This is a genomic window from Parabacteroides leei, from assembly GCF_023369805.1.
Classification (GTDB): Bacteria; Bacteroidota; Bacteroidia; order Bacteroidales; family Tannerellaceae; genus Parabacteroides; species Parabacteroides leei.
This window is the reverse complement of sequence record NZ_JAMBQG010000008.1, coordinates 99,321-111,454: the sequence shown is the minus strand read 5'-3', so window position 1 is coordinate 111,454 and position 12,134 is coordinate 99,321. Positions and strand designations below refer to the sequence as shown.

The 12,134-nt window shown below is 43.5% G+C and carries 10 protein-coding genes; 7 read left to right on the top strand and 3 right to left on the bottom strand.

The genetic code is table 11. The features are described from left to right. Positions 1 to 35: 35 nt before the first annotated feature. Both M1P97_RS13255 and M1P97_RS13250 read right to left on the bottom strand, forming a co-directional pair. A complete protein-coding gene (locus M1P97_RS13255; protein WP_249389335.1) occupies positions 36 to 848 on the bottom strand; it encodes a Cof-type HAD-IIB family hydrolase in 813 nt (270 codons plus the stop codon). After that, a complete protein-coding gene (locus M1P97_RS13250; RefSeq protein WP_249389334.1) occupies positions 845 to 2,761 on the bottom strand; it encodes an AAA domain-containing protein in 1,917 nt (638 codons plus the stop codon). Before M1P97_RS13250 ends, M1P97_RS13255 begins: the two co-directional genes overlap by 4 nt. Positions 2,762 to 2,899: 138 nt before the next feature. On the opposite strand from M1P97_RS13250, the gene M1P97_RS13245 reads away from it, so the two are divergent. Continuing rightward, a complete protein-coding gene (locus M1P97_RS13245) occupies positions 2,900 to 3,556 on the top strand; it encodes a glycine zipper family protein (protein WP_249389333.1) in 657 nt (218 codons plus the stop codon). A 107-nt stretch (positions 3,557 to 3,663) separates the two neighbouring features. Here M1P97_RS13245 and M1P97_RS13240 read toward each other — a convergent pair whose 3' ends face one another. Then, complete coding sequence (locus M1P97_RS13240; RefSeq protein ID WP_249389332.1) at positions 3,664 to 4,830, bottom strand: hypothetical protein; 1,167 nt, start codon at positions 4,828 to 4,830, stop codon at positions 3,664 to 3,666. Positions 4,831 to 5,053: 223 nt separating this feature from the next. Here M1P97_RS13240 and M1P97_RS13235 point away from each other — a divergent pair, with 223 nt between their 5' ends. From M1P97_RS13235 to M1P97_RS13210, 6 genes are all read left to right on the top strand, one after another. Continuing rightward, positions 5,054 to 6,343, top strand: a complete 1,290-nt coding sequence (locus M1P97_RS13235; protein WP_249389331.1) for an L-cysteine desulfidase family protein — start codon at positions 5,054 to 5,056, stop codon at positions 6,341 to 6,343. Positions 6,344 to 6,637: 294 nt separating this feature from the next. Further along, positions 6,638 to 8,182 (top strand): acyl-CoA carboxylase subunit beta, encoded by a 1,545-nt coding sequence (locus M1P97_RS13230; RefSeq protein ID WP_195372887.1) that lies wholly within the window; start codon positions 6,638 to 6,640, stop codon positions 8,180 to 8,182. A gap of 13 nt (positions 8,183 to 8,195) precedes the next feature. Beyond that, positions 8,196 to 9,707, top strand: a complete 1,512-nt coding sequence (gene accC / locus M1P97_RS13225) for an acetyl-CoA carboxylase biotin carboxylase subunit (protein WP_195372888.1) — start codon at positions 8,196 to 8,198, stop codon at positions 9,705 to 9,707. A gap of 15 nt (positions 9,708 to 9,722) precedes the next feature. Beyond that, a complete protein-coding gene (locus tag M1P97_RS13220; protein WP_249389330.1) occupies positions 9,723 to 10,247 on the top strand; it encodes a biotin/lipoyl-containing protein in 525 nt (174 codons plus the stop codon). 324 nt (positions 10,248 to 10,571) lie between these two features. Then, on the top strand, positions 10,572 to 10,757 hold the full coding sequence (locus tag M1P97_RS13215; RefSeq protein WP_122356703.1) for a CDGSH iron-sulfur domain-containing protein: 186 nt from the start codon (positions 10,572 to 10,574) through the stop codon (positions 10,755 to 10,757). A 215-nt stretch (positions 10,758 to 10,972) separates the two neighbouring features. Further along, positions 10,973 to 12,088, top strand: coding sequence for a DUF4925 domain-containing protein (locus M1P97_RS13210; RefSeq protein WP_249389329.1), 1,116 nt, complete (start codon positions 10,973 to 10,975; stop codon positions 12,086 to 12,088). Positions 12,089 to 12,134 lie beyond the last annotated feature (46 nt).

Below are 12,134 nucleotides of genomic sequence, written 5' to 3'. Positions count from 1 at the left end.
TTTTTGTTTAGATTACAAATATACGAAATTAACAATTACGCTTTCATTAAATCGTCCATGAAATGTGCAACTCCGTCTTCATCATTCGTATATTGAGTAACCTTGTCAGCGTTTGCTTTTACCGGCGGCTGGGCGTTTGCCATCGCTACTCCGAGACCAGCGAACTTAATCATTGTGAGGTCGTTAAAGCCATCACCGATGGCAATAACTTCTTCTTGTTTTATATGAATACGCTCTAACAAACGCTCCAGTGACGCTGCTTTATCTATCCCTTTAGGTACGACTTCCAGATAAAAAGCCTCCGAGCGGTATACGTTGAGACGAGAACCTAATTCCTGGCGTAACTTTTCTTCCAATGGAACCAGATCTTCCGGTTCACCTACGATCAGGCACTTATCGGCGGGAAGTTGCAGGTCCCGAAGAAAGTTATCCGTTTCTTTGATCTTCATTTTGGTAAGGAACGACTCGTATTTTACATACTTGTCGTCTGCATTCTCTGTCAGGATATATTTCCCGTTGTAAGAAAGGATGGTCAGGCCGGCTTCGTACGAACGTTGATACAATAACGGCATTACATCCGGTGGCAACGCCTGTTCGTAGAATACTTTGCCTGTTTTTACTTCGATCACTTTACCTCCGTTGAAAGAGAGGATAAAACCACCGAACTGTTCCATTTCCAATGTTTTTGTCAATGGAACAATACCATATGTGGGACGTCCGGATGCAAGAACAAGGTGAAGGCCTTGTTCCTGTGCTTTTATCAAGACCTCTTTGGTATAAGAAGTGATCTCTTTTTTACTGTTTGTCAGTGTTCCGTCCAGGTCGAGGACCAGTAGCTTATATTTCATATGTTGTTATTTATTGGGATCACATGGCCGCGGGCAGTGATATATTTGTATAATTCTCTGTAAAAAGTATGTTTTGTTAAAGTGGAAGCATCTCCCAGAATGATCAGTTTCATACGAGCACGGGTGATGGCAACGTTCATACGGCGTAAATCATTCAGAAATCCGATATTACCCTGATCATTGGCACGAACCAGGCTGATCATGATGACGTCGCGTTCCTGTCCCTGAAAACCGTCTACCGTATGTACGGTAATCAATTTGCGGAACGGTTTGAAAAAGGCGTTTCGTTTGATCAGTCCACGGATATATTGTACCTGCGATTTATAGGGTGAGATCAGTCCGAAGTCTATACGCTCATCCAGTACCCGCTCTTTAGTAATCTTTTCAATGTAGATTTGTAATTGTTCTACCAGAAGAGCAGCCTCCTGTTTGTTGATGCGGCTCAAACTTTCGGATAACTGGTCTTCTTCAAAATCACAATCAGCCGTGTCGAACCAGACGACGGGTGTATCATACGTCAGGATACCGCGATCACTTACTTCCGGAGCAGCTTTGAGCTCGTCCTGATAAAACCAGTGGGATGAAAAGCACATGATATCCTGATGCATCCGGTATTGTATTTTGAGTAATGAAACTGTTTCCGGTTTATTGGTCGCTACTTTCTGCATCAAAGTACGATCCAGTCCTCCACGTGCCGCCTCTATACATTTAATAGTAGGAGGAAGCTGATGATGATCGCCCGCCAGGATAACCCGGTCTGCTTTACTGATCGCAATCCAGCAGGCAGCTTCCAAAGCCTGTGCCGCCTCGTCGATAAAAAGAGTGGTGAAAGTATGATTTGTCAGAACCCTGTTGGCTGAACCGACCAATGTGCAGGCAATAACACGGGCTTCGCCGAACAGGTCGGCATCTATCTGCACTTCCAGTTCGGTGGCCCGGAAGCGCAACCGGGAAAGACGGTTACGTGCCGTTTCCTTTTCGCTGTGACTTTTCTTGCGGAAAGAGGATTGTATCTCGCGGATCGCTTTACGAATGCCCCATAGTTCGGAATAATCCGGATGCGACTCGAAACGCCGCTCGTAAGTAAAGGAAAGCATTTTATCGTTTACACGTGTCGGGTTACCGATACGGAGGACATTGATACCCCGGTCCACCAGTTTTTCAGAAATCCAATCTACTGCCGTATTACTTTGTGCACAGACCATCACCTGATTTTCCCTGTGCAATGTTTCGTAAATGGCTTCTACTAATGTTGTCGTTTTCCCTGTTCCGGGAGGACCGTGCACGATGGAGACCTCTTTTGCAGCCAATACATGATTGACGGCTTCTTCCTGGGTTGTATTCAGCCAGGGGAAGCGAACAGGGAACAAACTTCTTCGGCTAACGGGTGTCTTCCCAAGCAATACGTCCCTTAAATGGGCCAAATGATTATTCTTCGCTTTCATTACGCCGGATAACGCAGTGAACATAGTCTTGTAACTTGTTTCGTCAAAGTATAACTGGACACCCAGTTCACTGTTTACACCTTGCAGATCGAATAAGGCTGAAGGTGTCGGTAAAACGACAATCATCCGGTCTTCCTGTACATAGCTGATGATACCGGAGAAATTCAGGTAACGCGGACTACCGGTCCCGTTGGTCGTGAAGAAGCAGACTGGCCGGCCGTATTCAAAATTATGTTCTATCTCCTTGTCGTCCTTACGTTCGATTTCAATGACAAACTGGTTAAGTGAGTTGTAATAGCTTTTACCGGGAATAACAGGATACCAGCAAAGTCCCTGTTGTATTTTGCGATGAATGCCTATCCGTTCGGACTGTTGCCTATATGTTTCTTTCTCATATTCATACTCCATTTGAAGGAGATCATATTGGCGTTGCAGATCTGCAGATGGAGTCTGGATTTGATTTGTCATTAATTCTTTGTTTAACTGGGCGCAAACTTACACAAAAAAATGCAATCGGATAGGGGTTTTTCTCCTTTCCGTTGTCATAAAATCAAACAGAAGGATTTTCTTTGTAAACAATGTAGAGTAGACAGAAATAATTGAGATATGAAAAAGACAGTTCTATCCATAGTGATCTCTTTACTGATCCTGCCAGGATGCGGGTCGATGAAGAATATGAGTCGCGAAGATCGGGCAGGTTTGGGTGCTCAGGTCGGATCTTTTGTAGGATGGCTTTTCGGTGGATTGATCGGGGAAGCTATCGATGATGAGAGGGGGGGAGATATAGGCTCGTTTATCGGGACAGCTGTCGGAGGCATTGCCGGTGCTTCGATTGCCGCAAGTGTGGAGGACGATACATATATTGAAAGAAGGAGTCCGGGTAAATATACATCCTCTTCCCATACACTTCTTCCTGATTTGTATATTGAAGATATTCTTTTGGAAGAGGACAGTGTATCTTGTAATCAGAAGATTGATGCAGGAGAAACTTGTCGTATCACATTTACGATTGTGAATAACAGTTTTCAGGATGCTTTGGATGTAACCCCCATAGTGAAAATAAAGGAAGGTGCACATTTGGATTTATCGGAACCGGTACGGATTCCACGTATCACACACGATGATCCTATCACTTATGAGGTCATGGTATATGCCTCACCTGAATTAGAAACCGGCAAAGCTGTTTTCAGTGTACGCTTGGAAGAAGGACGTGGCAATGGCACGGAAGAGGAAATATTTACCGCTGAGACTTTAGGACACTAGCTCTACTTCTAATAATAAAAATGATAAATACTGAAAGAAGAGGCAAATACCAATTTACCTCTTCTTTCTATAGAATGCTCACCCAGTAGATAACCTTATAAAAACTACTACCATCCAGGTAAGGAGGATATCTTCTTTCGTAATTTCGTATTCGAATTATAATGATAATATGTTGGTTTAGAAACCGGGAAATAGTAAAGATCTTGCGATTTATTGTCTATTTCTACTTTATATACAGGTAATGGCAAACTCTTGAGGTTGGAGCCTGGGTTATAATATTCATCATATTCCTTTAATAAGGACATTTTTTGCAAAGGAATAGGTGTACCGTAAAGCTTTTTTAGCGAATGGAGAATATCAGGACGGCTAACAATAAAGCGTTGTGGAATATTATGTGCTACATAGATGTACTCTGACTGTATTGTGCAGTCCTCTTTTTGCCGGATAATTTCCATTAGTGGTTTATCTAGATATGAACTTAGTTTCAGCATACAAACTTTTTCACTGCCTGTTGCCGATATGCCATAAGCATCCGGTTGGAGTAGTTTGCCGGGATCCATACTGAAATTTTCCAGACGGAGAGGTGGATGCAGTTTGTTCTTCTCTGTCTCCCAGTGACTGTCCCCCAACCATTTCGGGATCGGTGACATGGATAGTAATCCTGTCATGATGAATGTACCGATACAAATGTAGACCCCTGTTTCTGTTATTTGTATCCACTGGCCTTTCCCCCAACGACAGGGAAGGGGGTGGGGTTTATCTTTGTCAGTGCGTACCCATTTCCGACGAAGTTTTCCTGTAGTAAGACAAATTCCGCGTACTGATAGTAAAAAAAGAAAAAATGCAACATAGATGGTTGTCGGTATCCATAATTCCGGATATTCTATATTAAAAAAACCTTCTTCGCCTTCCGGTATGGTTGCAAGGAATGTCTGATAATGATGCCCCGAATGAAGAGTATGGGTAGAGGGGGCAAAAGTCGGGGAGATTAATCTGGTGACAAGTGTATCGGGATAACAGTAATCTAGTTTCAGCGAATCGTTGTGAGAATAAATAGATACGGAATGTAAGGAAGGAATACCTTCCGGTTGGTGGGTCTGGATATATTCGAGTGAGGGAAGTGTACATCCCAGAAGATCGTCGTTTTCAAACAACAGGCTTTCCGGTGGTGAAGAGAGAGGTGGCGATGCCGATGCCGGTATTAATATTTTGGCCACTAATAATAATGCTACGAGTATCGCTGACCCGTAGAAAATAAACTTTTTCCTTTCCATAAACAATCTTTTATTTTTAATTCATTTAGTATCCCCCCTATGACGTTGGGCGCTGCGAATTTATTATATTCATTCTGAATTTGGTGAAACGTATAACATTAATTACAAATCATTTTGTATCTGACGTTTCAATCGAAAACAAGTGATAATTTTAATTATAAAAAGTCTGGGAATTAATTAAATCATTACCTTTGCTCCATCTAACGCGTAAAACATAATTATCATGGATAATACGACAAAATCACAAATTATATCCCTTATACATCAGGAGGTAATTCCTGCTATCGGTTGTACGGAACCTGTAGCTGTAGCTTTGGCTGCCGCTAAAGCTGCCGAAGTTTTAGGACACCGTCCCGAAAAGATCGAAGTGTTACTCAGTGCCAACATTCTGAAAAATGCGATGGGAGTGGGAATTCCCGGAACAGGAATGGTAGGATTGCCTATTGCCGTCGCTTTGGGTACGCTGATCGGAAAGTCTGCTTATGAGTTGGAAGTCCTGCGGGATATAACTCCGGAAGCATTGGAAGCCGGAAAAGCTATGATTGACAATAAGATTATCCATATTACCTTAAAAGAAAATGTCGACAAATTATATATAGAAGTAATTTGTACTGCCGGGGAGGAAACATCCAAGGTCATCATTTGCCACGAGCATACACATATAATATATGTAGAGAAAAACGGAGTGGTACTGGCGGATCTGCGAAAAGAGATATCCGGTGATACTGTATGTCATGAAGAAGAATTAAAATTATCCTTCTCTACCGTTTACGAATTTGCGATGGAAATGCCGCTCGACGAAATTCGTTTTATCCTTGAAACAGCCGAACTGAATAAGAATGCCGCACAGGCCTCTATAAAAGGCCATTACGGGCATACCGTCAGTAAAACTATATCCGGAGAATACGGACGGAAATATATGGGTGATTCAGCCTATACACATATGTTGACAATGACGGCTGCAGCTTGCGATGCCCGTATGGACGGAGCGATGATCCCGGTTATGAGCAACTCCGGTAGCGGAAACCAGGGTATTGCGGCCACATTACCGGTTTTGTCTTTTGCTGAAGATATCAATTGTACGGAAGAACAGCTGATACGCGCCCTGACACTTAGCCATCTGATGGTCATTTATATTAAGCAAAGTCTCGGACGGTTGTCTGCCCTTTGCGGTTGTGTAGTTGCGGCTACCGGTTCCAGTTGTGGTATTACTTACCTGATGGGTGGTAGTAAGACACAGATTTCGTTCGCGATCAAGAATATGATCGGAAATATTACGGGGATGATTTGCGACGGGGCCAAACCCAGTTGTGCACTGAAGGTTTCGAGTGGTGTTTCTACGGCTATGATCTCTGCATTGATGGCAATGGAGAATAAGGTGGTAACCCCTGTTGAAGGCATTATCGACGAAGATGTGGATAAATGCATTTCGAACCTGACAGCGATAGGTTCCCGCGGAATGGAAGAAACAGATAAATTGGTATTAGATATTATGACAGGCAAGTCTTGCTAAAAGATTGTTTTTGTTCATTACTTTGACCTCTCAACTTCATTTTATTGGGGTTGAGAGTTTTTTTTGTACCCTGTAAGTTCCACTATATAAATTCTGTCAATAAATACATTGATAAATTCGATCGATTTCTGTAACTCTTTCGTGCCTTCAAATGTTTATCTTGTAAAGGCGTTAAGATCATGGAATATATGCTGTGTAATATATGATACAGTTTAAGAGGAATGTTACTCTTACTTTTGTATATGTCACCGTAGTTAAAATTAAAGTTCATCAAACAATAAACCGACAATCGCCATGAAAGAGAAAATTGAACAATTGTCAGCACTGAACCATCAGGCAGAGCTGGGAGGCGGCGAAGACCGTATCGCAAAACAACATGCAGCGGGTAAACTGACTGCCCGTGAAAGAATCGAATTACTTCTTGAAAAAGGAAGCTTTGTTGAAGTCGACAAATTTGTAACCCATCGTTGTACAGAGTTCGGACTGGAAAAACAGCGTCCGCTGGGCGATGGGGTAGTGACAGGTTACGGCTTGATAGGTAAACGTACGGTATTTGTCTTTGCCCAGGATTTTACAGTATTCGGCGGTGCTCTTTCCGAGACATACGCACGGAAGATCTGTAAGATCATGGATATGGCGATGCAATTGGGTGCACCGGTGATCGGTCTGAACGATTCGGGCGGAGCACGTATTCAGGAAGGCGTACGCTCGTTGGCCGGTTATGCAGAGATCTTTTTGCGCAACTCGATGGCATCGGGAGTTATTCCGCAGATCAGTGCGATCATGGGACCGTGTGCCGGAGGTGCAGTCTATTCACCGGCTCTGACCGATTTCATCTTTATGGTGAAAGATTCCAGCTATATGTTTATTACGGGACCGGAAGTGGTAAAGAGTGTGACACAGGAAGAAGTGACGATGCAGGAATTGGGAGGCTCGGAAGTACACAGCAGCCGTTCGGGTGTAGCACATTTTACGGGGGATAACGATATGGATTGTATCCTGAAGATACGCGAACTCATGTCATTCCTTCCAAGTAATAATATGGAAGAACCTCCGTTCATCCCGACAACCGATAGTGCGAACCGGATCGACGAACAGCTGAATAATCTGATCCCGACCAATCCGAATCAGCCTTACGATATGAAAGAACTGATCGAATCGGTAGCCGACGATCATAATTTTTTTGAAGTACAGGAAGAATACGCCAAGAACATCGTTGTCGGATATATCCGGTTGAATGGAAAAACAATTGGTGTTGTAGCCAATCAACCATCCGTCATGGCCGGAACGCTTGATATCAATTCATCGGTAAAGGCGGCCCGTTTCGTCCGTTTCTGCGATGCTTTCAATATACCGTTATTGACATTGGTGGATGTGCCGGGATTCCTTCCGGGTGTTAACCAGGAATATGAAGGAATTATCCGTCACGGAGCCAAGTTGTTGTATGCTTATTGCGAGGCAACTGTGCCAAAGGTAACGGTGATTACCCGCAAAGCATACGGTGGAGCCTATGATGTAATGAGCTCCAAACATATCCGCGGTGATATCAATTTCGCATATCCGACTGCCGAGATCGCTGTAATGGGACCGGACGGTGCCGTGAATATCCTTTTCCGCAAAGAACTGAAAAAGGCCGAGGATGTAGAGAAGAAACGCAAGGAATTGCAGGATGATTACCGTGAGAAATTCGCTAATCCCTACCGGGCAGCCGAACTGGGCTATGTAGACGAGATCATCGAGCCATCGGGAACACGTGCCCGCCTGATCCGCAGTTTCGAACTGCTGGCTAATAAACGGCAATCCAATCCGCCTAAGAAACATTCCAATTTACCACTTTAATACGCGAACGATTATGATTAAGAAAGTATTAGTAGCCAATCGCGGCGAAATTGCGATGCGAATCTTTCGTACCTGCCGCGTAATGAATATACCGACCGTTGCGATCTATACACATGTAGACCGGGGTGCCTTGCATGTACGGTATGCCGAAGAAGCCTACTGTATCTCGGAAGATGAAACAGACACTTCTTACCTGAAACCCGACCTGATCCTGGCAATCGCCAAGAAGACCGGTGCCGCTATCCATCCGGGATACGGTTTTCTGTCTGAAAATGCAGATTTTGCCCGCAGATGTGAAGAAGAAGGCGTCATATTTATTGGTCCGAGTGCCGATGTTATTGCCAAAATGGGAATCAAGACTGAGGCTCGCAAGATTATGAAAGCAGCCGGCGTGCCTGTCGTTCCCGGAACTGAAGAGCCGGTTAACAATATAGCCGAAGTGCGCAAGGTGGCTAAAGAGGTCGGTTATCCGATCATGCTGAAAGCATTGGCCGGCGGAGGCGGTAAAGGTATGCGTCTGGTCCGTGATGAAGAAGGACTGGAAGAAGCTTTCCGTCTGTCGCGTTCCGAAGCCGGGAATTCATTCGGGAATGATGCTATTTACATTGAAAAATATATTGAGAATCCGCATCATATCGAAGTGCAGGTTTTAGGTGATAAATATGGGAATGTGATCCATTTGTATGAACGTGAATGCTCTATCCAACGCCGTAACCAAAAAGTGATCGAGGAATCGCCGTCCCCTTTTGTAAAGGAAGAGACGCGCAAGAAGATGCTGGCCGTGGCGGTGGAAGCCTGTAAGAAGATCGGTTATTATAGTGCCGGGACGTTGGAATTTATGATGGATAAAGACCAGAACTTCTATTTCCTGGAGATGAATACCCGTCTGCAAGTGGAACATCCGGTGACGGAAGAGGTTACGGGGGTCGATCTGGTACGCGATATGATCCTGGTGGCTGCCGGTAATCCGTTACCATACAAACAGGAAGATGTAGAATTCAAGGGAGCCGCTATCGAATGCCGTATCTATGCGGAAGACCCGGAAAACAACTTTATGCCTTCGCCGGGTATCATCAAGGTTCGTGAAGCACCCGAAGGACGTAATGTGCGTCTGGATAGTGCCGCTTATGCCGGATTTGAAGTCTCTTTGCATTACGACCCGATGATCGCCAAGTTGTGTACCTGGGGACGTAACCGTGAATCTGCTATCTCCAATATGGCACGTGCGTTGCGGGAATATAAGATTCTGGGGATTAAAACGACGATCCCGTTCCATCAGCGTGTCTTGCGTAACGAGACGTTCCTGAAAGGGAATTACGATACCACTTTTATCGACACCAAGTTCGATAAGGAAGATCTGAAACGTCGTCAGAACAACGACCCGCTGGTTGCCGTAATTGCTGCGGCCATCAAGCATTTCGAACAGGAGAAAGAGGCCTCTGCCCGTATGACGACAGTCCCGTTGGTAGGCGAATCCTTATGGAAATATTACGGTAAACTGCAGATGACTGCCAATAACTATTAAAAGGAGGATCTGATTATGTCAAAAGCATTAGCAACCTATTTCGCAACAGTAAATGATATGCCCGACACCGAATTCAAGGTGGAAATACTGGAAGACGGCCCGGTAAAGAAAGTCTCCGTAAACGGCAAAATATATAATGTAGATTACAATGTGGGAGGGGATAGCATCTATTCGATCATCCTCAATCATAAATCGCACGGCGTACAGATATCCAATATGTCCGACGACATATACGAGGTAAAGAACAAAGGCGATTATTTCCAGGTACAGGTGATCGATGAACTGAAAAAGATGCGCCTGTCGCGTATCCAGTCGGTGGCTGTCGGCCGCCAGGTGATTACTGCACAGATGCCGGGTGTGATCCTGAAAGTGAATGTGAAGCCCGGCGATGAAGTGACGGCGGGAACTCCACTTTGCGTATTGGTCGCCATGAAGATGGAAAACGAGATACGCAGCCCGATATACGGGGTAGTGAAGGAGGTCTATATTGTCGGTGGCGACAAAGTCGCTGTCAATGACAAGATGTTGGTGGTCGAGTAAAAGGGGAACCTTTTTCAATTAATAATGAATAATTAATAATGAATAATTGGGCTTCGCGCTCGGATGTAGGAAAAGGTGAACCAAAATGACAGGTTTTGTAGGGGTGGGGTTTGCCCACCCTTTACGACAATAATATAACAACCGGTGAAGAAGGGCGGGCAGACCCCGCCCCTACGGCCGAACCTGCCTGTTCCATTGTGACAGCGCCTGTAAGGGCGGTTCGCGAACCGCCCCTACCAACGCACTACATTCAAATTTGTCAAGAAATGAACCAAACAATAAATTCAAAACAGTTTTTAAGTATAAACCAATAGAATTAGAGTTATGGAAAACAAAGAACAACCTTTAGTAGAACTGAAAGCAATGGATAAAGGTCCGTTGTTAGTGAAAGGCCCGGTAAAACTGATCACACCCGATGGAAAAGAAATGATCATGGAAAGAACGGCGATTTGCCGTTGCGGCCATTCAAAGAACCAACCGTTTTGTGACGGGTCGCATATGAAATTGTAACCTGGTAATAGTAGATATACTCTTACATTCGGAAAATCCGTATCTCCTGAAGAGGCACGGATTTTCTTTGGTTATAAATGCTAAAGATTTGGGCGATGTAATGTTAAGCCTTTGATTTTTTGGTTGGCGTAATGAAATAATAAGTATATTCGCGACGTTAATTTGTAAGGTATTAATCTTAATTATTGAGATTTTGTTTATTAAAAAAGAGAGTTATGAAGAAAAATTTATTGTATTTGTTTACCGTGTTATGTACGTTAAGCTTTTTCACGGCTTGTAGCGATGACGACGATGAGAAAAATCCGAACGTTTTGGATGTGAATACTGCTTATAGCGGTGATAAGTTAGATTTAAAGTATAGCGACAGTCCGCTCTTAGGTAAAGAAATTACTTTCGATACAAAAGATGGTAAGACTGCTACTATTACGATGAAAGGTATATTGGACATAAATAAGTTGTTATCACTTCTTATGTCAAAATCAACTGCTGTTATTTCAACGGCTCCAGGTGTGATTCCGGGAGAAGTTACTACTACATTGTCTAATGTCGTTTTAACATTATCAGGTGAAAAGTACACTTTTGAAGGAACAGACAACAATAATGGCCGCGAAGTTAAGTATTCAGGAGAGGTACAAAAGGATAAACTGACCATGTCGGTTAATGTTACTATGCCGGAGAACGATTTAACCGATACGACATGGACGTTGCCGGAAATGGATTGGAATACAGGAACAGCTGCTATATATTTCTTATGGGAGTCTGATCATGAGGGTATTACTATTCCCGGTTTGATAGATCAACCTTGGCCTACAAAAGATGCTTCTATGCTCATAGGTACGATGCTTTCGCCTACACTTCAAAAAGTGCTTCAGAATGTCACTTTTCAGAAGGATGGAAATATTGTAGCTTCTTACTCCAAAGCAGGTGAAGCTCCTTCTTGGCAAACATCTCCGATCAATTTGGCTCAATATTATTTCAAAGATAAAAAAATGTATGTACAATTGAACATAGATATGATCATGGCTACTGCTCAGTCTGGCAATTCAAAGGCAGAAGCAACTATTCCTGGTTTGTCTGATTTATATCCTTTATTATCGGCTGGTGTTCCTCTGAACTGTGAAATAGCAGATGGAAAGGCGAAAATTTATATGGATAAGGATTTATTAGTGCCTCTTTTATCTATATTGGGTAATGAAGCTATTGCTGGTATGATTATGAAAAAAATACCTGAAGAACAAAAAGAAATGGTAGGAGGTATTTTAGCTCAACTTCCGGCATTATTGCAAGCTACAACTAAAATGGATCTTGGATTGAGTCTTGTAAAGGAATAAAAGATTTTATTGATAGGAAAAGCGGGGTTGCCTCTTTCAAAGGCAA

Excerpts from the sequence above, each read along its gene's own strand:
- M1P97_RS13230 (WP_195372887.1), top strand. The coding sequence starts at position 6,638 with ATGAAAGAGAAAATTGAACAATTGTCAGCACTGAACCATCAGGCAGAG.
- M1P97_RS13255 (WP_249389335.1), bottom strand. The coding sequence starts at position 848 with ATGAAATATAAGCTACTGGTCCTCGACCTGGACGGAACACTGACAAAC.
- M1P97_RS13210 (WP_249389329.1), top strand. The coding sequence starts at position 10,973 with ATGAAGAAAAATTTATTGTATTTGTTTACCGTGTTATGTACGTTAAGC.
- M1P97_RS13250 (WP_249389334.1), bottom strand. The coding sequence starts at position 2,761 with ATGACAAATCAAATCCAGACTCCATCTGCAGATCTGCAACGCCAATAT.
- M1P97_RS13220 (WP_249389330.1), top strand. The coding sequence starts at position 9,723 with ATGTCAAAAGCATTAGCAACCTATTTCGCAACAGTAAATGATATGCCC.
- M1P97_RS13245 (WP_249389333.1), top strand. The coding sequence starts at position 2,900 with ATGAAAAAGACAGTTCTATCCATAGTGATCTCTTTACTGATCCTGCCA.
- M1P97_RS13240 (WP_249389332.1), bottom strand. The coding sequence starts at position 4,830 with ATGGAAAGGAAAAAGTTTATTTTCTACGGGTCAGCGATACTCGTAGCA.
- M1P97_RS13235 (WP_249389331.1), top strand. The coding sequence starts at position 5,054 with ATGGATAATACGACAAAATCACAAATTATATCCCTTATACATCAGGAG.
- M1P97_RS13215 (WP_122356703.1), top strand. The coding sequence starts at position 10,572 with ATGGAAAACAAAGAACAACCTTTAGTAGAACTGAAAGCAATGGATAAA.
- accC (WP_195372888.1), top strand. The coding sequence starts at position 8,196 with ATGATTAAGAAAGTATTAGTAGCCAATCGCGGCGAAATTGCGATGCGA.